General features: G+C 63.5%; 12 protein-coding genes. 9 read left to right on the forward strand and 3 right to left on the reverse strand.

The genetic code is table 11. The features are described 5' to 3' along the window. Window positions 1-20: 20 nt before the first annotated feature. The gene (gene kdsB, locus H7995_RS06900) at window positions 21-1,307 is read left to right on the forward strand and encodes a 3-deoxy-manno-octulosonate cytidylyltransferase (RefSeq protein ID WP_166589958.1); all 1,287 of its coding nucleotides are present in this window, start codon (window positions 21-23) and stop codon (window positions 1,305-1,307) included. A 146-nt stretch (window positions 1,308-1,453) separates the two neighbouring features. Here the strand turns inward: kdsB and H7995_RS06905 are convergent, their stop codons facing one another. Next, window positions 1,454-2,386 carry a KpsF/GutQ family sugar-phosphate isomerase gene (locus H7995_RS06905; RefSeq protein WP_166589959.1) on the reverse strand — a complete coding sequence of 311 codons (933 nt, stop codon included), beginning with the start codon at window positions 2,384-2,386 and terminating at the stop codon, window positions 1,454-1,456. A 238-nt stretch (window positions 2,387-2,624) separates the two neighbouring features. Here H7995_RS06905 and H7995_RS06910 point away from each other — a divergent pair, with 238 nt between their 5' ends. The 8 genes from H7995_RS06910 to H7995_RS06945 all read left to right on the forward strand — a co-directional run bounded on the left by H7995_RS06910 (window position 2,625) and on the right by H7995_RS06945 (window position 13,174). After that, the gene (locus H7995_RS06910; RefSeq protein WP_166589960.1) at window positions 2,625-3,665 is read left to right on the forward strand and encodes a phosphotransferase; all 1,041 of its coding nucleotides are present in this window, start codon (window positions 2,625-2,627) and stop codon (window positions 3,663-3,665) included. A 186-nt stretch (window positions 3,666-3,851) separates the two neighbouring features. Then, on the forward strand, window positions 3,852-5,873 hold the full coding sequence (locus H7995_RS06915) for a capsular polysaccharide biosynthesis protein (protein WP_166590022.1): 2,022 nt from the start codon (window positions 3,852-3,854) through the stop codon (window positions 5,871-5,873). Beyond that, window positions 5,813-7,129, forward strand: a complete 1,317-nt coding sequence (locus H7995_RS06920; protein ID WP_166589961.1) for a capsule biosynthesis protein — start codon at window positions 5,813-5,815, stop codon at window positions 7,127-7,129. Before H7995_RS06915 ends, H7995_RS06920 begins: the two co-directional genes overlap by 61 nt. Then, on the forward strand, window positions 7,126-7,902 hold the full coding sequence (locus tag H7995_RS06925) for an SDR family NAD(P)-dependent oxidoreductase (RefSeq protein WP_166589962.1): 777 nt from the start codon (window positions 7,126-7,128) through the stop codon (window positions 7,900-7,902). The genes H7995_RS06920 and H7995_RS06925 overlap by 4 nt, the downstream gene beginning before the upstream one ends. Before the next feature lie 7 nt (window positions 7,903-7,909). After that, complete coding sequence (locus H7995_RS06930) at window positions 7,910-9,421, forward strand: LTA synthase family protein (RefSeq protein ID WP_178117378.1); 1,512 nt, start codon at window positions 7,910-7,912, stop codon at window positions 9,419-9,421. A gap of 4 nt (window positions 9,422-9,425) precedes the next feature. Continuing rightward, window positions 9,426-10,004 carry a GNAT family N-acetyltransferase gene (locus H7995_RS06935; protein ID WP_166589964.1) on the forward strand — a complete coding sequence of 193 codons (579 nt, stop codon included), beginning with the start codon at window positions 9,426-9,428 and terminating at the stop codon, window positions 10,002-10,004. Next, window positions 10,001-12,127, forward strand: a complete 2,127-nt coding sequence (locus tag H7995_RS06940; protein ID WP_166589965.1) for a capsular polysaccharide biosynthesis protein — start codon at window positions 10,001-10,003, stop codon at window positions 12,125-12,127. Before H7995_RS06935 ends, H7995_RS06940 begins: the two co-directional genes overlap by 4 nt. Before the next feature lie 3 nt (window positions 12,128-12,130). Then, window positions 12,131-13,174, forward strand: coding sequence for a phytanoyl-CoA dioxygenase family protein (locus H7995_RS06945; RefSeq protein WP_166589966.1), 1,044 nt, complete (start codon window positions 12,131-12,133; stop codon window positions 13,172-13,174). Between the two features lie 105 nt (window positions 13,175-13,279). Here the strand turns inward: H7995_RS06945 and H7995_RS06950 are convergent, their stop codons facing one another. Together H7995_RS06950 and H7995_RS06955 are read right to left on the reverse strand one after the other, a co-directional pair. Beyond that, window positions 13,280-14,632 (reverse strand): aminotransferase class I/II-fold pyridoxal phosphate-dependent enzyme, encoded by a 1,353-nt coding sequence (locus tag H7995_RS06950; protein WP_166589967.1) that lies wholly within the window; start codon window positions 14,630-14,632, stop codon window positions 13,280-13,282. Between the two features lie 22 nt (window positions 14,633-14,654). After that, complete coding sequence (locus H7995_RS06955; protein WP_185818156.1) at window positions 14,655-22,178, reverse strand: type I polyketide synthase; 7,524 nt, start codon at window positions 22,176-22,178, stop codon at window positions 14,655-14,657. Window positions 22,179-22,582 lie beyond the last annotated feature (404 nt).

The raw sequence follows: 22,582 nt of genomic DNA on the forward strand, positions 1-22,582 counted from the left end.
TTGAAGCAAGGATTGTGAACATGGCAAGTACAGAACAACGGGTCGCGATCGTCATTCCGGCCCGCTATGGCTCTACCCGCCTGCCGGGCAAGCCGCTGGCCGACATTGCTGGCAAGCCGATGGTGCAGCACGTTTACGAACGCGCCCTGCAAGTGGCCAACGCCCAGGTTGTGGTGGTGGCCACCGACGATGAGCGGGTCGCGCAAGCGGTGCGTGCTTTCGGTGGTGAATGTGTGATGACCTCGCCGGACCATCCGTCCGGCACCGACCGCCTGGCCGAAGTCATGGCCCAGGTCGATGCGGACATCTACATCAATCTGCAGGGTGATGAACCGCTGGTACGTCCGGCCGACATCGAAGCCCTCGCCGCTGGCATGCTCGCCGATGCACACGTGAAGGTCGGCACCCTGTGCCACCCGATCGATGCGCACGAAGCCGGCAATCCGAACACCGTGAAGGTGGTGCTGGCCAATAACGGCAACGCCCTGTATTTCAGCCGCTCGCCGATCCCCTACCAACGGGATGGCGAAGTCGCGCACTACCTCAAGCACGTAGGTGTGTATGGCTATCGTCGCGAAGTGCTGGCCGACTACAGCGGCCTGCCACAACCGATGCTCGAGCACGCCGAGAAACTCGAACAACTGCGACTGATGGCGGCCGGTTATTGCATTCGTGCATATCTGGTTGAACCGACCGGCCCGGGTGTCGATACGCCGGAGTGCCTGGAGCAGGTGCGGGCAATCATGAGTGGCCAGGCGCCAGCGCCACAGCCTACCCTCAACGATGTGCGCCTGGTGATCACCGACGTCGATGGCGTGCTGACCGATGGCGGCATCTATTACGATGCCACCGGCGAATGCCTGAAGCGCTTCCATGTGCGCGACGGCATGGGCATGCGCCTGCTGGAAGAGAATGGTGTGCGCGTGGCGGTGCTGTCCGGCCGCGACTCGGCGACGCTGCGCAAGCGCGTGGCTGACCTGGGCATCACCCTCTGCCAGTTCGGCGTCAAGGACAAGCAGGCCGCCTGCAATCAACTGATGGCCGAAGCCGGCGTCAGCGCCGCGCACACCGCGTGCATCGGCGACGACTGCATCGACCTGCCTGCCTTTGCAGCCTGTGCCCTGTCCTTTGCGGTGGCGGATGCGCCGGTGTACGTGAAGGCTGCGGCCACCCACACCCTGAACGCAGCAGGCGGTGCTGGCGCGTTCCGTGAAGTCGCGGACGCCATTCTGTTTGCTCAGGGCAAGGATGCCGTGCTCGGCACTGCGGCAGGTTATGCGCAGGTGATGGCGAAGATGGCACAGTAGTGGATGAACGAGCGGAGTCGAGCAATAGCTCGATCAACTCGCTGAAACGAAAAAAACGGTAGGAGCTGGCTCCTACCGTTTTTTTTGGACGCCCGATAAGGCAGTTGGGGGCCGTGTCGACCCCGAACTTTGCACCGGCGACACGATCAGTCGAAGATTTCGACCACGCCAACTACTGCGTCTTCGTGATTGGTCACAGCCAGGGCACGGATCTTGTTATCAAGCATGTAGGCTTCGGCTTCGGCCAACTGCGAATCATCCTTGATGGTGTGCGGCTTGGCGGTCATGAAGTGACCTACGGTGGTGTGGATCACCCCTTCGTCTTCCAGCAGCGCACGACGCAAGTCGCCGTCGGTCACGATGCCGACCAGAACACCGTCGTCCATCACAACCGTCAGGCCCATGCGGCTTTGGGTCATGACCATCAGGCAGTCGTGAAAGCTGGTGGTCGGCGTCACGATCGGTGCCGGTGTGTGCATCACGTCGCTGACGCGGGTCAGCAGTTTACGGCCCAGGCTGCCGCCGGGGTGGTAGCGTGCGAAGTCCATCGGCTTGAATTGCAGGGCCTCAATCAAGGCAACTGCCAGGGCATCGCCCATGGCCATGGTTGCCAGGGTCGAGGTGGTCGGCGCCAGGTTGTTCGGGCACACTTCGCGCTCGACGGAGATATCCAGCCAGATGTCGGCATGCTTGGCCAGGCTCGATTTACCGTTACCGGTCATCGCAATGATTTTATTACCGAAAGACTTCAGGCTTGGAATCAGCTTGATCACTTCTTCGGTTTCGCCGCTGTAGCTGATCAGGATCACCACGTCGATCGGCTTGAGCATGCCCAGGTCGCCATGAAAGGCTTCGGCTGGGTGCAGGAAAAAACTCGGGGTGCCGGTGGAGGCGAAGGTGGCAACCATTTTCTGCCCGATCAGGCCGGATTTGCCCATACCACAGACCACGGTACGACCTTTACAACCTAAGATCAGCTCGACGGCATTCTGGAACTCACCATCCAGGCGAGCAGCCATCTGAGTGACAGCCTGCGCCTGGGCAATAAGGGCTTCTTTAGCGATAGCGAGGTGATTCATGTTTGACTTTCGTCCCTGAAAACTACGTAGTGTTAAGCGGCGAATTTTAAGGTCTTTGCAACATTTAGCAAAGTCCCAATCCTGCACAGCGTGGGATTTAACCAGTTTAATGCCGCCCCAAGCCACAGCGGCGGCGTTTTTAGTAAACTTTTCGTTGAATCAGTGATCTGTATCACGCAGCATATTGTTACCAAAACCGCTACAAATCGGACATATGGCACTTGCCTAAGTTGAAGTTATGAATCTGGATCTACACCCCCTGCAAGGCCGCAGAACCCTCTACCGTTGGCAACAAGGCACTCTGGAGCAACACTTACGCGCCTTACTGCCCCACTGGGGCAACGAGCCACTCTCCATCAGCAGTCAGGACCTGGACTCCAACGCCTCGTTCGTCAATTACGTGCGCCACCATCGACTGGTGGATCCAAGCAGTGGTCAGACCCTGAATCTGGTGGAAAAGTCCATTCGCAAAGTGGCTTTTATTGGCAGTCAGGAAGCGCGCTTCTATCGCACCGCAGATATGCTCCAAGGCAGCGAGCATTTTCAGTACCCGGCCTGCCTGGGGATAATCGAAACGCCGTGGGAAAGCCTGGTCTTCACCGACTTCGTGAGCGGTAAACCGCCGCGCATGCACGCTATCGCCCCCCAACTGGCCCGGGGCATTGCTGAACTGGAAAGCCTGAGTCACCGCTTTCTCGAATCCCGTCCGCTGCATCAAGCGCCCCTCTATTGGAGCATGGACTTCTACCGTCCCTGGTTCTTGCTGCGCCCGCGCTTCAACTTCGCCCGCTGCCTGCCCGAGCTCGAACGCCTGGCGCAGAGCGATGAGCGTTTCGCCGGCCTGGCCGATTCATTCAAGGCGTTCGAGCCGCTGCTGGCCCGTCTTGGCCGAGCCGCGCGCCGCAGCCCACGCTGCATGAGCCACATGGACTACCTACGCAAGAACCTGTTCGTCGATGGCGCAAAACTGCAGTTGATCGACTGGAGCGAAGTCAAGGTCGGACGTGTGGGTTTTGATGGCGGAGCCTATTTGGGGAGCCTGTTCCGGCGTAAGGACATGTCACTGTTTCTCGCTGCACAAAAGCAGTTCATCGAGACTTATAGCAACGCATTGCCAGCAGAGTTCGACGCCGACGAGGCGCTGCGTAATCTGCACTATATGTTCCTGCTCAATGCGCTATTCCATTGCCTGCGCCCGGAGACTATCGCCGAGTACCAGGACAAGGAACGCATGCCCCTGCTTCGGCAGAAATATGATTACTTGCTCAGCTTGCTCTAACGCCTTGGCGAAAATGGTGGCACACTGTCATCAATGATTTTATTGTTCTTGGCTATGTATTCGTCCGAAAGACCGCTCTCAAATTATTAAATTGTATTAACATCCTCGCGAAATTTGTTAACGGTGGGATCTTCCAGCGTTAACACCTCCACAGCACTCACTCGAATGGACCTGCGCTCCACGTTTATGGATGACGTTTCTTCCCGCCCGCGTTTGTTGGTCCTCTCCAAGGGTGCCCAACGCATCGTCACGCTGCCCTCCTTGCTGCCCGAGTACGCGCTGCATAACGGGAGCGTGGGCGACATTAACCAGGTCGACTGTGTGATGGCCTGGGGCCGTAAACCCAGTGCATTGAAAGCAATTTCCCACGCTGCACAAGCGAACTTGCCGATCCTGACATTGGAAGATGGATTCATTCGTTCGGTAGGCCTGGGTGCCGATGAGCCCCCGCTCTCCCTGATTGTCGACGACATGGGCGTCTACTACGATGCCTGCGTCCCTTCACGGCTAGAGCAATTGATCGCCGAACCACTGAGTGACGCCCAGACCGAACGCGCCGTTGCACTGCAACAACTGTGGCAGCAACAGCGGGTATCTAAGTACAACGACGCGCGTATCGAACACCCCGAACTGCCCGATGACTGCGTGCTGGTTGCCGACCAGACCTTTGCCGATGCGTCCCTGCAAGGAGCCACTGCCGCCGATTTCAGCGCCATGCTCGAAGCAGCCCTGGCGCGTTTCCCCGCCAGTACCATTGTGCTCAAGGTCCATCCGGATGTGGTCGCCGGACGCAAGCGCGGGCATTTCGACCTGGCAGCACTGGCCAACCATCCGCGAGTGCAAGTGCTGGCACAAAATGTCCACCCCGCCGAACTGCTGCCGCGTATGCGCGCCGTGTATGTGATGACGTCACAACTGGGCTTCGATGCCTTGCTGTGGAATGTCCCCGTGCACACCTGGGGCATGCCGTTCTACGCCGGCTGGGGGCTGACCGAGGATCGTCTGCCTGCACCATCACGGCGCCAGCCAGTCAGCCTTGCGCAATTGATACACGCCAGCCTGGTGCGCTATCCGCGTTATATCAGCCCTGAAACCGGCCAGCCTTGCACACCTGAAGTGCTGATGAACTGGCTCGGGCTACAGCGTCGCCATCGCAGTGCGTTGCCGGAGTCCATTCAAATGCTCGGGTTCAGTCGCTGGAAAGAACCCTTGGTAAAGCTTTTCTTTAACGGTTCGTCAATTCGCTTCGTAAAACCCAAGAGGATACCAGCCCCTCATTTGGTGGTAGTTTCCTGGGGTTGCAAGCATGACACCTACCTCACCACACACTCCCGGCCGGTGATTCGGGTCGAGGATGGATTCTTGCGCTCCGTGGGCCTCGGCGCCGGCAAGGCCCGACCGCTTTCCTGGGTCGTCGATGACTTGGGCATCTATTACGACGCCACGCGCACCTCGCGCCTGGAACGTATCTTGCTCGATGAAAGCTTTGATAGAACCCTGATGACTCGGGCGCGGATTCTGCGCGAAGCCATCTGCAGCGCCGGGCTGACCAAATACAACTTGCCCGGCAATGCCTGGCAGCGCCCCGCGGCAGCACAACGAGTGATCCTGGTAACCGGCCAGGTGGAGGGCGATGCGTCCATTCGCTTTGGCGCGAATCGCATCCGCAGCAACCTGCAATTATTGCAGGCGGTGCGCGAGCAGAACCCCGGCGCCTGGGTGCTGTACAAGCCGCACCCCGAAGTACTGGCCGGCACCCGTGCCCGTGGCGACGACGAAGCCCAGACCGTCAACTGGTGCGACGAAGTGATTGGCGATACACCGCTGCAACAACTGCTGGAGTTGGTCGACGAGGTTCACGTGCTGACCTCGCAATCGGGTTTCGAAGCCTTGCTGCGCGGGGTGCCGGTGACCACCTATGGCCAGCCGTTCTATGCCGGCTGGGGGTTGACCCGGGATCAGGACTTGCAACCCGAAGTACAGGCCAGGCGCATGCGCCGGCTGAACCTCGATGAACTGGTGGCCGGCACCTTGCTGCTCTACCCCACCTATGTCAGCCGCATCACCAACCGCTTTACCACCGCTGAACAGACTCTTTACGAATTACAGAATTGGCACGCTTTACCGCAGCCAGGAGCACCATCCAGATGGCAGGAATTGAAACAGCGCTTGAGCAGTTTATTAGGCATCAGTCGCCTGAGAAGCTGAAGGCGCAGGCGCCCCATCGCCCTCTTCCGCCTCAGCCGCACAACAGCTTCTTGTTCCTGCAGGGCGTCAGCTCGCCGTTCTTCGCGCGACTGGCGAAGGCCCTGCGGGCGATCGGCCAACGGGTGCACAGCATCAACTTCAACGTCGGTGATGTGCTGTACAGCGCCGGCTCGCGCCATGGGTTTTCGGCGCGCCCCGACGAACTCGAATCGTTCTACAGCCAACGCTTTCACGACCTCAACATCACCGACCTGGTGCTGTTCGGTGACTGCCGCCCGGTGCATCGCCCCGCCATCGCCCTGGCTCGGCGCCTGGGTATTCGTGTTCACGTGTTCGAAGAAGGCTACTTCCGCCCCTACTGGATCACCCTTGAGCGCGATGGGGTCAACAACAACTCCCTGCTGCCCCGCGACCCGGACTGGTACCGCGAGGTCGGCAAGAACGTCCCGCGCTATGACAATGGCAATCCGTTCAAGTTGTCGTTTGTCGCCCGTGCCGCGCATGACGTGCTTTACCACAGCGGCGGCGCGCTGAACAAACTGTGCTTCCCCCATTACCGCACCCACGCCCCGTTCAATGCGGCCAAGGAATACGCCGGCTTCATTCGCCAGGGCGTGCGCCTGCTGTTCGCCGGGCGGCGTGACGACGCGCTGGTGACCGAAGTCGCCCGTGAACGCCACCCGACCTTTTTGCTGCCGCTGCAACTGGACAGCGATGCGCAAATCAAGGATCACTCGGCGTTCGCCAACATGTTTGAAGTCATCGACCATGTCATTGCTTCGTTCGCCGCCTTTGCCCCCGGCGAGGCACGCTTGCTGGTGAAGAACCATCCACTGACCCCCGGCCTGGTCAACTATCACCGCATCACCCAGGCACTGGCCAAGCAGTACGGCGTGGCCGACCGGGTCGACTTCCTGCAAAGCGGCCACATGCCGACTCTGCTGTCGCACATCGCCGGGATGATCACGGTCAACAGCACCGCAGGCGCCTCGGCGCTGCTGCACAAGCGCCCGACCTACACACTCGCCAACCCGATCTACGCCATGCCGGGATTGACCCAACAGGGCAGCCTCGACGACTTCTGGCGCCATCACGAAGCGCCTGACATGGCGCTGTTCCGGGATTTTCGCAATACCGTGATCCACACCACCCAGATCAATGGCGGCTTCTACACCGGCTGCGGGATCGACATGGCGGTGAACAACTGCCTGGACGTGTTGCTGGCTAAAACTTCGAGAATCGAAAACTTCTTATGACGCACCCGTCTTCACCCCGCTGCATCCTCATCACCGGCGCCACGGGCGGCATCGGCGGCGCCCTGGCGCCCGCCTACGCGGCGCCGGGCGTGACCTTGATCCTGCAAGGCCGGCGCATGGACCGCCTTGAGGAGATGGCCAGCGAATGCCGCGCCCTCGGTGCCCGGGTACTGCTCGAAGCCCTCGACGTACGTGATCTGGACGCTTTGCGCGCCATGGTCCGGCGGGTCAGCGAGGCCGAGCAACCGGACCTGGTGCTGGTCGGTGCCGGCCTCAACACGGCTGTCGGCAGCAATGGCGAAGCCGAGTGCTGGGACGACAGCCGCGCCCTGCTGGAAGTCAACGTAATGGCCGCCCTGGCTACCGTGGAAGCGGCGTTGCCGGCCATGCGGGCGCGCGGTAACGGCCAGATCGCCCTGTTCAGCTCCCTGGCCGGCTGGCGCGGCTTGCCGGTCACCCCGACCTACAGCGCCAGCAAGGCAGCGATTCGGGTCTACGGCGAGGCCATCCGCGACTGGCTCGCGCCAGAGGGCGTGCGGATCAACGTGATCCTGCCGGGTTATGTCGAATCGAAAATGTGCTTTGAGATGCCCGGCCCCAAGCCGTTCCTGTGGACCGCCGAAAAAGCCGCACGACGCATCAAGCGCGGACTGGCCGCCAACCAGGGGCGCATCAGTTTCCCGTTCCCGCTGAACCTCGGCACCTGGTTGCTGGGGGTGATTCCCCAGCGCCTTTCTTCGTTCATCCTGCGTGGTCTGAATTACAGTGAGTGAATTGTCCATCCTTCAGGCTGCGGTAGTCGGCCTGCTCCTCACCGTGTTCATCGAACGCCTGCTGATCCCCCGCCCGAACCTGCGCCGACCGCTGGGCAACTGGTGGCTGCACGCCGGCCTGTGGTGCGTGAGCCTGGCCGTGCTCTACGCCCTGACCGCTCGCCCGCTGTTCAGCGCAATCAACGTCCTGCTGCTGTGGCTGTTGATCGTGATGGTCAGTAACGCCAAGTACCACTCCCTGCGCGAGCCGTTCGTGTGCGCCGACTTCGAGTACTTCAGCGATGCCGTGCGCTTCCCGCGGCTGTACCTGCCGTTCTTCGGTGTCGGCAAGGCCGCGTTGCTGGCAATCGGTTTCCTCGTATACCTGTGGGCCGGGCTGACGTTCGAGCCCGAAGTCGCGGGGGGGCGTAGCAGCGCGCTCTGGCTCGGATTAGCCGGGTTGCTCCTGCTGCACCTCGGCCACCGCCGCCGTAGCGCGCCGACTTTCGACGCCGAAGCCGACGTGCGACGGTGGGGCTTGGCAGGAAGCCTATGGGGCTACTACTGGGCCGCCCGCGCCACCGTCGATCCAGCCACCCTGGGTTCGCCATTCAGCAAAGCCCCTTCGCCCACACCCGCGACTGCCCTACCCGACCTGGTATCGGTGCAAAGCGAATCGTTTTTTGACGTGCGCGATTTGTGGCCCGGCGTGAAAACCCAGGTGCTCAGCGAGTACGACCGCCTCGCCGGCGAATCCCTGGCCCGCGGCAAACTGCAAGTCGCCGCCTGGGGCGCCAACACCGTGCGCACCGAATTTGCCTACCTGACCGGCATTCCCGGCGACCGCCTCGGCGTGCACCGCTTCAACCCGTACCGGGTGCTGGCCCGCCAGGGCCTGCCGAGTATTGCCGCCCACCTCCAGGCCCAGGGCTATCGCACTATCTGCGTGCACCCTTACGACGGCAGCTTCTATGGCCGCAACAAAGTGCTGCCGGCCCTGGGTTTCGACGAATTCATCGATGTCCGCGCCTTCAACGATTCGCAAAAGGCCGGACCGTTCATTGGCGATTGCGCAGTGGCCGACAAGATCCGCGAACTGCTCGATGACCCGGCGCGCACCCAACCCTTGTTCATCCACGCAGTGACCATGGAAAACCACGGACCGCTGCACCTGGAGACCGTCGAAGCCAGCGAACTGCCGAACTGGTTCGACCGTCCGCTGCTGGCCGGCATGGACGACCTGGCCCCCTACCTGCGGCACATCAGCAATGCCGACCGCATGCTCGGGCAACTGCGCACCACCTTGCTCGAGCAGCCGCGCGAGGCGTTGCTGTGTTTCTTTGGCGACCACGTGCCGATCCTGCCCCATGTGTACCAGGCCGTTGGCGCGCCAGCGGGCGACACCGACTACCTGATCTGGTCCAACCGTCACCAGAGCAGTGCCAGTCCCAGGACGATCCGTGTCGATGCGCTGTCCAGCCAACTGCTCGCTTGCGCCCATCAGGCCCGCACGCCGACGGTTGCGGCGCAGGTGCTCTGAGTCCGTGGCCAAGATCGTTCTAGGCAGCGACCTGACGCCTGAGGCGCTGGCGAATCCGCAACTGGCGCACCTGGTCACGGGTGGGCGCGGCTCCCTGGCATTCCTGATCGGCGACAATGCCTGCCGCGAGCGGCTGCTCGGCACCAGCATTCACTGGGACCGCGTGCTATTGGCCTTCGAAGACGGCGCCGCTGTGGGTTATGTCGCCTTCAAGCACCATCTGCGCGGCCCCTTCGCGCTGCGCCCGCAACCCTTTGTCCGTGAGTTCGGCTGGCCGATGGGCTGGCTGCGGTTTGCCGGATTCTGCCTCAGTGAACTGCGGGAGTGGCGCTATCCGTTCCTGCTGTATGGCTTGCGCGTGAGCAAGACGGCCCGCCACCACGGCATTGGCTCGGCGCTGGTCCAGGCCTGCTGCCAACAGGCCGCGGCCCGTGGCTTCAAGGAGGTGTTTCTGGAAGTGCCGCTGGACAACGATCGCGCCCGTGCGCTCTACCTGCATAACGGTTTCCGGTTGCTGCGCAAGCGCTGGGTGCCCTGGCCACCGGTGCGCAGCATGCAGCGGCGCCTGGAGGCGGTCCTTTGAACGGCCTCGAATCGCCACCGATCAAGCTGGCGCCGCTGGTAGAAGGCCCGGGCTGGGTCGGCATCATGCAGCAGTGGGTGGCGTGGAATGTCCTGCACTTACCGCAGTTCCTCGGTCCGGAAGGTTCGCCCTTCTGGTTGTGGCGCCGTGGGCGGCATGCACCCAAGGGCCTGAAGGCCATTGCCGGGATCGGCTACAAGGACTCCTCGGCCCAGGCGCGAGTGCTGTGCAAGCGCTGGGGCCTGCCCTACATCGCCATCGAAGACGGCTTCCTGCGCTCCTCATCGCTGGGCATCGAGGGCGACACACCCATGTCCCTGGTGGTCGATCCGGTGGGCATCCACTACCTGGCCGACCGACCTTCGCTGCTGGAAAACATCCTCCAGGATCCCGCCAGCCTGACCGCTGCGGAACTGGACAGCGCGCGACAACTGATCGCCCTGATGCGCAGCAGTGGCATCGGCAAGTACAACAACGCCCCGGACCTCGACCCGAATGACCCCTTGGGCCGCGAGCGTCCATTGGTCTTGGTGGTGGACCAGACGGCCGGCGACTACTCGATCCCCGGTGGCGGTTTGTGTGAGGCCGACTATGTGCGCATGCTCGACGCAGCCCTGGCGGAAAACCCCGATGCCGAGGTGCGCGTACGCATTCACCCGGACTGCGTCGGCGGCCAGAAACCCAGTTGCCTGCTGGCGGCGGCCACCGAGCGCGGCGTCACCCTGGAAGCGCGCCCGGTGTCCTGGGCCTCACTGGCCCGACGGGCCCGGCGGGTCTACATCGGCACCAGCCAGGCGGGACTGGAGGCCTTGATCCAGGGTGTGCCGGTGACCTGTTTTGGCCTGCCGTTCTATGCCGGCTGGGGCCTGACCGACGACCGCATGCCGATTGCCCGGCGCCAGGCGCGACCGGACCTGGTGCAACTGGTGGCAGCGGCCTACGTGCGCTACTGCCGCTACGTCGACCCGCTGACCAGCCAGCCCACCGACGCCCTGACCGTGGCCCATCAACTGGCACGCCAGAAGGCCCGGGATAGTGAGTTTGCCGGGCACTTCACGGTGCTGGGGGTCAAGCGTCACAAACAGCACAACGTCCGCCGCTTTTTCAGCAGCCGCTGGGGTCGCCTGGACTTCTGCGAAGACCGCCCGGCACTGGTCACGGACGTCGCGGCCAAAGGCGGCAAGCTGTTGGTGTGGGCGGCGCGTGAGCCGGCCGATCTCAAGGCTCGCGCCAGCCGTCATGGGGTCGCCGTGTGGCGAATTGAAGACGGCTTTCTGCGCTCCAACGGGCTCGGCGCACTGAATGCACCGGCCCTGTCGCTGGTGCTCGACCGCAGCGGCATGCACTTCGATGCCAGCGCCAGCAGCGACCTGGAGTCGCTGCTCCAGCACGAGGAGTTCGATGAGGCCACGCTGGCCGAGGCCGCGCGCCTGCGTGAGCGGATCGTGACCCTGGGGGCCAGCAAGTTCAATCTCAAGAGTGACCTGGCCGGCCAGGTCTGCGCCCGTCCCGGACAACGCCGGATCCTGGTGCCCGGCCAAGTGGAGGACGATGCCTCGGTGCGCTGCAGCGCCGGCCCCCTGCTCGACAATTTCGAGCTGCTGAAACAGGTACGACTCAACGCTCCCGATGCCTGGATCGTCTACAAACCGCACCCGGATGTCGAAGCCGGCAAGCGCCATGGCGCGGTGTCGAGCGATCGCCTGCTGGGCCTGGCGGACCAGGTGCTGCCAGGGATCGATATCGCCCGCCTGTATGGGCAGGTCGATGAAGTGCACACCCTCAGTTCCACTGCCGGTTTCGAAGCGTTACTGCGCGGCCTCACAGTGGTCACCTATGGCACCCCGTTTTATGCCGGCTGGGGCCTGACACGTGACCAGCAGCCTTTAGCGCGCCGCACCCGGCGCCTGACCCTGGACCAGTTGGTAGCCGGCGCCCTGTTGCGCTATGCGCGCTATGCCGACCTCCAGCAAGCTATGCCCTGCGATGCCTGGCATGCCCTGACATGCCTGTCGACCCCGAGGCCGCCGCGCCTGACGCTCCCTGCGCGTCTGCTGCCGCTGCGCAACTACACCCGGACCATGCTCGGCTGCGACCGTGCATCAGTCCCACTCAAGGATTAGACCATGCCTGCATCACTGAAGGACCTGGGCCGTTATGCGGCACTTCCCTGGCATTGCCTGCAATTGCTGACCCACGCCAAATCGTTCGAGAACAACCCGGTGCTGGGCAGCGCCCGGCTCAACGCCCTGGGCTTGCATGTACAGCGCCGCCAACTGGCCATGGGCATGGCCGCCATGCGCCGCCGGGCCCTGGCGCCACGGCTGGATGGCGCAGAGCTGGCGAGCTTCGAGGAACAGGGGTTTTTCGTGCGCGAGAACGCCCTGCCCGCCGAGCAGTTTGCCGCCTTGCGCGCTGAATTGGGCGACCTGCGCAGCACCGGCTGGGAGATGCGCCAGGGTAAGGCGGTGACTCGGCGAGTCAGCCTGGACCAGGACGTGCTGGCGAAAAACCCGGCCAGCGCCGCCTTTGTCGCTGACCGGAGCGTGCGCGACCTGATTGCGTATGCCTCGTCGAACACCGGCGGAATCACCTATCAACTGCAGTCGATCGTGATCGATGGGGTGAACGCCGAGCAGGACCCGCAAACCCGCCTGCACGCCGACACCTTCCACCCAACGGCCAAGGCCTGGCTGTTTCTCGATGATGTGGCCGACGACCAGGGGCCGTTCAGTTACGTACCCGGCTCCCATCGCCTGACGCCGGAGCGCCTGGCCTGGGAATATCGCCAAAGCCTCGGCGCGGCACGCTCCCACGAGCAGATGCACCGCGAAGGCTCGTTCCGCATTCATGAACACGAATTGGCCGAACTGGGCTTGCCGGCACCCCGACGCTTCTCGGTCCCGGCCAACACCCTGGTGGTGGCCGACACCTCGGGCTTCCACGCCCGCTGCCCGAGCCTGCGCCCCAGCCATCGCGTGGAAATCTACGCCAGCCTGCGCCGCAACCCATTCATCCCCTGGCGCGGCGCCCACCTGTTCGCCCTGCCCTGGATCGCCAACCACCACATGCGCTGGGACATCCGCCTCAAGCGCCTGATGGGCTTCGACAAACGCAGCCACTGGCGCTTCATCGAACAGCTCAACGCCTACGAAAAGCCGTACATCTGAGAGAGCGGTTTGCAGGCTTGCCCGCGGCGTTCTCCAGACCATCGCGAGCAAGCTCGCTCCTACAGTTTTATCGGGGGTGATTCTCGGTAGAGATGCCGCCTGGGCTCAACCGATCTTGGCCAGCTCTTCGGCGACGATGGCCACGGTCTGGATGATTTGCTCTTCAGTGTGCTCACACGAGACAAAGAAGCGCACTCGCGCGACGTGCTCGGGAACCGCCGGGTAAAGAATCGGCTGGGCGTTGATCCCGCGGTCGAACAAAGCGCTGGACAGTCGTCCGGCCTTGAACGAACTGCCGGTGATCACCGGGATCACGGCCAGGCCGGTGCTGGTGGCGGTGTTCAGGCCAGCGGCCTTGGCCAGGCGCAGGAACAGCTCACCTCGCGCCTGCACCGTCCGCACCCGATCACCGTCGTTGGCCAGGCAACGCAACGCTGCCAGTGCCGAAGCCGTCACCGAAGGTGGCATGCCGACGCTGTAGAGGAAGCCTGGAGCGAGAAACTTCAAGTGCTCGACCAGCGCCGTGCTGCCGGCAATGTAACCACCGCAACTGGCCAGGGCCTTGCTCAGCGTACCCATCCAGATATCGACGTCATCTCCGGCCAGGTCGAAGTGCTCGCGAATGCCTTTGCCGGTCGCCCCCATCACTCCCAGCGAATGCGCTTCATCGACCATCAGGAAGATTTTGTGCTTGTGCTTGAGTTCGACGAAACGCGGCAGGTCCGGGTAGTCGCCGTCCATGCTGTAGATGCCTTCGACCACCACCAGCACCCGCTCGAAGTGCTGGCGCTGCTCACCGAGAATCCGGTCCAGGGCCTGCCAATCGTTGTGGGCGAAGCTCAGGCGTCGCGCACCGGACAACTGGATGCCTTGCAGGACACTGTTGTGGATCAACTCGTCGTGCAACACCAGGTCTCGGGGGCCGAACAGATGGCCGATGGTGGTGACGTTGGTGGCATGGCCGCTGACGAACACGATCGCATCGTCGACCCCGTACAGATTGGCCAACTCTCGCTCCAGTTCGCGGTGCAGCGGACGATCGCCGGACACCAGCCGGCTGGCCGACACCGAGGTGCCGTAACGGTCGATGGCCGCCTTGGCCGCTTCGGCCACCGCCGGGTGACCGGAGTAGCCGAGGTAGTTGTAGCTGGCGAAGTTGACGTATTCCCGGGCACCGATAGAGGTCTCGGCGCCCGCCAGGCCTTCGTGCAAACGAAAGAACGGGCTGCTCAGGCCCAGGCGCGCCGCGCCTTGTTGCATCACGCGCAACTGCTGATAGCCAGGGTGCTGGTCGAAGCGATAAAACGCTTCCGGCACCTTCAGCGCCGCCTGTTGCGCTTGCTCCAGGGTGGCGCCAACGGCCGCGTCGCCCGCCTCGCTGCGACGGCGCTCCAGCGCTTGCTGGATCAACCGTTGCTTGATCCCGACACTCAGGCCGGTGGGCGTTTTTGCAGTCATCGCACTATCACTCAATCAAACATCACTCAATCAGACGGTTAGGTGCCGCAGCGCTGTCAGCCAGTTCGGCGTTCAGCTCGGCCATTTGCTCGCGGCTCAATTCACTGCCGTGGCGGGCCAATACGTTTTCCGCCAGGGCTGCAGGCGCCGCCGTGTCATTGGCCCCCGCTTCGCCACGCAGCAGCTCAAGGATGCGCACGCTGAGCTTATCGATGCTGGAACTCTCGCTGAGTTCCATCACCGGCAGGCGAATGCCGAAGCGTTCTTCCAGCGCCACCACCAACTCGACACTCATCAACGAGTCCAGGCCCAGTTCCTGCAGAGGACGCTGGGTGTCCAGGCGCGCGGCCGGCAAGCGCAGAATCTCGCAGACTTCGTGCTTGAGCAGTTCGACGAAACGCTCCAGCAGTTGCTCGTCATCAAGCTCGGCGAGCATGCGCTGGATGTCCTCGGCGTCATTCTCGTCGTCCTGGTCGCCGCCATGGGCGCGGACCAGTTCGAGGAAGCGCGGGGTCGCAGCGCTCGGCAGGAAGCGCGACAGGGCTTTCCACTCCAGCTCCAGCACGCCGATCCCGTCGTCACCCTTGAGCAGCATCTGCTCCAGGTGCGCCAACGCCACTTCGGCGCGCAACGCGGCGCCCCCCATGCGGCTTTGCAGCGCATCCTTGATCTGCTCGTTGCGCGCCAGGAAGCCAACGTCGTCGATCGCCCCCCAGAGCACGGCGGTGGCAGCCAGGCCGTGACCACGACGATGCCGAGCCAACGCTTCGAGCCAATAGTTGGCAGCCACGTAGTTGGCCTGGCCCGGGTTGCCGAACAGGGTGGTGGCCGAGGAGAACATCACGAAGAAGTCCAACGGCAACTCACGGGTCAGCTCATGCAGGTATTGCGCGCCCTTGGCTTTGGGCTCCAGCACGCGCTGCAGTTGTTCGGCATCAAGGTTGCGAATCAGACTGTCGTCGATCACTGTCGCCGCATGCACCAGGCCACGTAACGGATACGGGCTGGCGGCAATGCGCTCGAACACACCGCGCACCTGCATCACATCGGTGATGTCGCACGCCAGCGCTTGCACGTCGATACCCTGCGCCTGCCAGGCGGCCAGGCACGGCTGCGCCTCGACACTGGCCGGGCCACGACGACCGAGCAGCACCAGGTGCCGCGCGCCCTTGTCCACCAGCCACTGTGCCGTGCGCAGGCCGAAGCCGCCCAGGCCGCCCGTGACCAGGTAGGTCGCCTCGGCGCTGAGTTGCAACGACTGCACTGGCTGTTCGCGGGTTTCCACCAGGCGTTCGATCGGGTTGCCATAGGTCACCACGATCTTGCCGATCTGCCGCGCCTGCTGCATGTAGCGGAAGGCCTCGGTCACGTGGTTGGCGTCGAATTCGCGGAACGGCAACGGGTGCAGGATGCCCTGCTCGAACAGTTCCATCATTTGCCCGAACAGACGACGGGTCAGGTCCGGACGCTCGCTCATCAACTGGTCGGCGTCGATGCCGAAGTAGCTGATGTTGTTGCGGAACGGACGCAGGCCGATGCGGGTGTTCTGGTAGAAGTCACGCTTGCCCAGTTCCAGGAAGCGGCCGAACGGCTTGAGCACCTGGAAGTTGCGGTTGATCGCTTCGCCAGCCAGGGAGTTGAGCACCACGTCAACGCCACGCCCGTCGGTCAGGGCCAACACCTCATCGGCATAGGCCAGGGAACGCGAATCAAAGACCTTGTCGACCCCCAGCAGACGCAGGAAGTCGCGCTTCTCATCGTTGCCGGCGGTGGCATAGATCTCGGCACCACACCACTTGGCGATCTGGATCGCGGCAATCCCGACACCACCGGCGGCGCCGTGGATCAGCACCTTCTCGCCCGGCTCCAGACGCGCCAGATGATGCAGCGCGTAATACACGGTGAAGAAGGTACTTGGAATGGTCGCCGCCGCCTCGAAGGACATGCCCTCGGGGATGCGAGCCACGGCATTGGCGTTGGTCACCAGGCGGTTGGCGAAACTGCGCGGACCGAAGCCCACTACGCGGTCGCCCGGGGCGAAGTCGCCGAACACCGCAGACCCTTTGCCGTGCACCACACCGGAAAACTCAAAGCCCATGGTCGGCCCGGAGAAACCATTTTCGATGGCCTCATCGGACAGCAGGCCGAGGGCAAACATCACGTCACGGAAGTTCAGGCCAGTGGCGCGCACTTCAATGTCCAGTTCGTCCGCCGCCGGCGCGGTCAGCTCGCGGGCTTCCCAGCGCAGGTTACGCAGTTGCCCCGGCAGGTCGAAGCCCAGGCTGATGCGCGTGTTGCCGTCGGCACTGGCACCGTTTTGTTCGTGCAGGACACGCAAGCGCGGCACATAACGCTGGCCGTCGGCGCTGATCGCCACTTCGGTCTCGGCGTCGGCGTGCAACAGGGCCGCGACCAGGCTGGCGACAGGCGCAGCGAAGGCCAGGTCGAGCAGACGGATCCGGCAACTGGCAGATTCGTTCGCCAGAGTCCGGCCGAAGCCCCAGAACGCCGCATCGGCAATGGCATCGACAGCGCTGCTTTGATCGGCAGCGTACAGGTGACCCGCCGCGCCACGGGTCAGCAGCCAGCACTGTGGCGCGATCGCCAGCGACTCGCAGGCCTGGACCAGCGCCGCAGCCAGCATGCACCGCGCGCCCTGGCCATCGAGCCCTTGGCTGCTGTCAAAACCGGCCAGGTGCAACACGTGCTCTGGCGCTTGATCCAACGCCGCAAGTTGTTGCGCCAGGGACTGCGCATCGCCAGGCTGCAACAGGCTGACCTGCTGGCCTTGCTCACGCAGGGCCTGGGCCAGTTGCTCGGCAGCCGCCTGCCCGGATTCGGCCAGCAACGCCCAGCGTTGCACGGTGACCCCCGGCAAAGCGGCCGCTGCATTCACGCCATGGCCGGCCAACAGCAGGTAACTGCCGCAGGCATTGCCCGGCAATGCTTCCAGGGTGTGGCTGACGCTCAGGCCGTGACGCTGCAACTCATGCAGCCAGAACTGCGGCCGCTGTTGACGCGACAATGCTTGCTCCGGGCCGGCCAGCCACCAGTCGGCCTGGGCACCGAACACGAAGTCGGCCCAGCGCGTCGGGTGTTGCGCCAGCACGGCCAACTGCCCGTGCGGGTTGAGGTGGCTGGCTGCCTGGCGCAGCGCTTCGCCAATGTTGTCCAGGGCCGCCAGGTCGGTCGGCAACAGCACCCAGTCGTAACCTGCGGCGCCGCTCAGTTGTGCAAAATCGATGACCTGCAGTGCCGGGCAATCATCGCCGAGCATCTGTGCCAGCTCGGGTTCTGCGACGCAGTAGCTGTAGTCGACGCGATCAAAATCGATTCCCGCGTACAGCGATTCGGCAAAGGATGAACCGCCAAAACCAAACTCCAGCACCCGCAGGCGCTGCCCGGCCGGCAACGCGGCGAGGCGCTGGGCCAGGGTTTCGCGCAGGCCGGCGAGCAGCCGCTGCTGACCTGCGGCACCCAGCACCAGGCGCGACAGATTGGCACCGCTGGTTTCCCGTGGCAGCAACTGCTCCAGGGTCTGGCGAGCATCGAGCAGGGACAGCAGGTGGCGACCGATGCGGCCCACCGAATGGATGATCTGGAAGTGCTCCGGATAGCTCTGGAACAGCTCCTGCCAGATGGCTTCGGAAGCCGGACGCTCGTCCACCTCGGCGACGCACCAGTTGCCGTCGGCATCGCAATCCAGGCTGCCGTCTTCCAGGCCCTGGCGCAGCAAGGTCGCCAGGTAATCGCTCGGCACACCGTCCTGTTGCGACCACAACGCAACCTGTTCGGCGCTCAAGCGGCCACCGGCCTGCTCGATCAGGTTCTGCACGAAGCTCGCGCACAGGGCATCGAGCAACGGCTCGACTTCGTTGAGATAACGCTGCTGCACCGGCTCATCGGCCAGCCCCTGCAGGTGTTCAACCAGTGGCGTGGTGCTGCTGGCCGCACGCAGCACGGGCACCACCTGACCTGGCGCGGCGAGGCCAACGTGGGCCAGGCGCTTGATGTCATGGGAGCGGTCGCGTTGCAGGCGCACGCCACGGAAACGTGCGTCCTTGATGAACAACACCGCTGCGCCGCTCGCGTCGTACAGCGTGAAATCCACCAGCAACGAATGCTCGGTACGCTTGAGCTGACGCACTTGGGCCAGGCACGGCACGCCGCCGGCCTTGGCAAAGGCAACACGCCCCAGCTTGACCGGGATGAACGCCAGGCCCTTGTTGCTGCCCGGCTGACCGACCAGCAATTCGGTGATCAACTGGAACGCGCCGTCGAGCAAGGCGGGATGCAGGTGCAGGGTCGCCAGCTCTTGGCTGATGGCCTGGGGCACGCTCAATTGCGCCAGGATGTGCGCCGGTTCGACCCACACCGCCGCCACGGCCTGATAGGCCGGACCATAGTTCAGGCCCACCGCCCGGGTCAGCGCCAGATGCTGTTCGCCGGTGAAGTCGGCCGGGCGTTGCGGCAGGGCCGGAGCACGGGTGCCGAGCAATACGCCACGGGCTTCGCCGGGCAGGCGCGCGACCACGTGCTGGACCCACTCTTCACGTTGGGCCAGGCTGCGCGAGGTGATCCGCAGGGTGCCGTCGGCCTCCTCGATGTTGACCCGGATCTTCTTGCTGCCTTCGTTGCCGAGCAACAGCGGGTTGTGAATCTCCAGCTCTTCGATGTCGACGAACTCGCCCGGCTGATGCAGCAAGGCCACGGCCAGCGCCAACTCGGTGAAACCGGCGCCAGGGAACAACACCGCTTCACCGACCTTGTGGTCAGCCAGGGTCGGGAACAGTTGCGTGTCGAGACGGTTTTCCCAGGTCAGGGCACGGTCGGCCAGCGGGTAGCCCAGCAATGGGTGCACACGTTCGCGCGCCAGCACGCCGAACGACTCGGCGCTGACCGGCAGTTCAAAACGTTCGCGCTGCCAGGCGTAGTTGGGCAGGCGCAGGTTGCTGCCGGCCACCGGGAATTGTTGCTGCCAATCCGGCTCGGCACCGGCGATCAACAGCCGCGCCACGCAACGCTCAAGCAGTGCCGCACTGTCGTCCTTGCGCAGCAAGGTAGCGAGCACCTGACCGGCCAGCTCGCGCTGGGTCAAGGCATCGCTGACGTAGGAGCGCAGGATCGGGTGCGGACCGACCTCGACGAACAGGTTGAAACCCTGCCCGACCAACTCGTCCATCGCGCCCTGGAACAGCACCGGGAAGCGAATGTTCTGCCACCAGTAACGGCTGTCCAGACGTTGACCGTCCAGCTCGCCGCCGACCACTGTGGAATAAAACGGAATCTTCGCACTGCGCGGGCGGATGTGCGCCAGATCGGCAATCACTTGCTGCTCGATCGGGTTCATCGCCGGGGAGTGGAAGGCATAGTCCAGGTCCAGCAGACGAACAAATACCTGGCGTTCGGTCAGGGCCTGTTCGAGTTCGCTGAGGGCATCGACAGGGCCGGCCACCGTAGCGCCTCGCGCACTGTTTTCGCCGGCCAGAACCACCTGATCGTCCAGCCCCAGTTCCACCAGCAATATCGCCGTGGCCTCGCCACTGAGACCAACGGCAGCCATTTTCCCGGTGCCGCGGGTCGTGCCCTGCAAACGGCTGCGATGGAAAATAACCTGGGTCGCGTCTTCCAGACTCAGTGCACCACTGGCCCAGGCCGCGGCGACTTCGCCCACGCTGTGCCCGATCACTGCCGCCGGATGGAAGCCCTGGGCGGCCAGTACGCGAGTGACCGCCACCTGCAGGGCGAACAAGGCCGGCTGAGCGATCTCGGTGCGCGCATAACGCCCCTCGCCATTTTCACCCAACAGTTCAGCACGCAATGAATAGCCGGCCAGCGGCTGGAACAGCGCATCGACTTCGGCCACTGCAGCGTCGAACACCGGCTGGCCGAGCATCGCCCGGCCCATGCCTTGCCATTGCGAACCATTGCCGGAGTACACGAACACCGGGCCTTGGACTTTATCCAGGGCCTGGCCCACCTCAAGCACCGAGCTCAGCTCACTGAGGCTCGGGTCCTGGGCATAGTCGGCCAGTGCCTGCGCGGCCTCGGCCGGGTCGGCCGCGATCAACAGCAAACGATGGGGGTGGGCATCGCGGCGGAACATGGCCTGGTAGGCCACATCGTAATAATTGCCCTGCGGGTGGGCGGCCAGGTACTCGGCAAACCCCTCGGCCGTCGCACGCAGGCCTTCGGCATCCTTGGCGCTGAGCAGCAGCGGCACACGCCGGGTGTTGCCGGCAGTGGTGGACGCCGGCAGTGGCTCGGCACTTTGCAGGATCACGTGGGCGTTGGCGCCACCAAATCCGAAGGAGTTGATGCCGACGGTCAACTGCCCCTCAGCTTTCAGCGCGCGGCTTTCGGTGACCACCTGCAGGTTCAGGTCGGCAAACGGGATATTCGGGTTGAGTTCTTCAATGCCGATGGTCGCTGGCACTTCCCGTTCGATCAGGCAATTGAGGGCCTTCATCAGGCCGGCAACGCCGGAAGCTGCCTCGAGGTGACCGAGGTTGCTCTTGATCGAACCGATCGGCAACGGGTTGCCGGCCTTCCGGGCCTGGCCCAGGGCCTCACCGATGGCGCGGGTCTCGATCGGGTCGCCGACGGCCGTGCCCGTGCCGTGGGCTTCCAGGTAGTCGAGCTGCGACGGATCGATCCCGGCCTTGGCATAGGTGCGCTTGAGCAGCGCCGCCTGCGCATCGGCACTCGGCAGGGTCAGGCTCGACTTGCGTCCATCGGTGTTGACCGCACTGGCCGCAACCACCGCAAGAATCGGGTTGCCATCGGCCAGCGCCTGATCGTAATCCTTGAGCAGGAACAGACCACCGCCCTCGGAGCGCGCATAACCGTCGCCGCGCTCATCGAACGCCTGGCAGCGCCCGGTGCGCGAGAGCATCGAGGCCTTGGCGAAAATCATGAAGCCGAAGGGGTGCATGTGCAGGCTGATGCCGCCCGTCACGGCCTGGTCGATATCACCGCTGATGATCGCCTGGCAGGCCTGGTGGAAAGCCACCAGGGACGACGAGCACGCGGTATCGATGGCCATGCTCGGCCCGCGCAGGTCATAGAAAAAGGACAGACGGTTGGCGGCAATGCTCATGGTATTGCCGGTGGCGGTGGCCGCATCGATCGAGGCCAGGTCTTCGACCAGGCGATAGGCCTGCTCGACGCCAGCAATGCCCAGGTACACCCCGCAATTGCTGCCACGCAGGCTCGACGGCTTGACGCCGGCGTTCTCGAAGGTTTCCCAGCACATCTCCAGCAGGATGCGCTGCTGGGGGTCCATCACTGCCGCTTCACGGGGCGAAATATTGAAGAAGCCCGCGTCAAACGCACTGATGTCGCCCAGCGATCCGGCGGCGAAGGTGTAGCTGGTGGCAGGGTTGGCCTTGTCCGGGTGCAGGAACTCGGCATGGTCCCAGCGCGAGGCATCGACCTGGGTCACCAGGTCCTGCCCCGTCATCAGGTTCTGCCAGAAACTGCTGGTTGTGGAACCGGGGAAACGAAAAGAACAACCAACAATTGCTACCTGTCTACGCTTTGTCAAAACCCATTCCTTTAAAACGCTACCGGACACCGTCCCATCCTGCGGACAGCCGCATGCCTGGCCGATATATTTTTTGGCAAGTCGCTAAACGTCACCTGAGGATAATCTTTTTCATCTGGAGGTTGCCTTGCATAGCACGCCGGGGGGCGCAAGGCTGATGACCTGACGGTTACACGCAGGTAATCTTCAGACATATTTGTGGGAATAATACGCGGTCTCGACGGTCAGGGAAAACCCTAAGCGATGGTTGTTGGGTTAAATGTTCGAATTGGTTCACTGCGAAGAGAGACTCGGTTAGATGCTGTCTATAGGCCACTTCCTGAACAGCTCAACTGTCACTTCGCAGTATCCGCTCAGCTAGACTGGGTTCACGGGCAACTTGGTCGCCGCCCTTGCACAACATG

It is taken from the genome of Pseudomonas kielensis, assembly GCF_014236655.1.
GTDB classification, from domain to species: domain Bacteria; phylum Pseudomonadota; class Gammaproteobacteria; order Pseudomonadales; family Pseudomonadaceae; genus Aquipseudomonas; species Aquipseudomonas kielensis.

Bases quoted from the DNA above. Each gene is read 5' to 3' on its own strand.
- H7995_RS06920 (WP_166589961.1), top strand. From the start codon at position 5,813: ATGGCAGGAATTGAAACAGCGCTTGAGCAGTTTATTAGGCATCAGTCG.
- H7995_RS06915 (WP_166590022.1), top strand. From the start codon at position 3,852: ATGGATGACGTTTCTTCCCGCCCGCGTTTGTTGGTCCTCTCCAAGGGT.
- H7995_RS06905 (WP_166589959.1), bottom strand. From the start codon at position 2,386: ATGAATCACCTCGCTATCGCTAAAGAAGCCCTTATTGCCCAGGCGCAG.
- H7995_RS06950 (WP_166589967.1), bottom strand. From the start codon at position 14,632: ATGACTGCAAAAACGCCCACCGGCCTGAGTGTCGGGATCAAGCAACGG.
- H7995_RS06945 (WP_166589966.1), top strand. From the start codon at position 12,131: ATGCCTGCATCACTGAAGGACCTGGGCCGTTATGCGGCACTTCCCTGG.
- H7995_RS06925 (WP_166589962.1), top strand. From the start codon at position 7,126: ATGACGCACCCGTCTTCACCCCGCTGCATCCTCATCACCGGCGCCACG.
- kdsB (WP_166589958.1), top strand. From the start codon at position 21: ATGGCAAGTACAGAACAACGGGTCGCGATCGTCATTCCGGCCCGCTAT.
- H7995_RS06910 (WP_166589960.1), top strand. From the start codon at position 2,625: ATGAATCTGGATCTACACCCCCTGCAAGGCCGCAGAACCCTCTACCGT.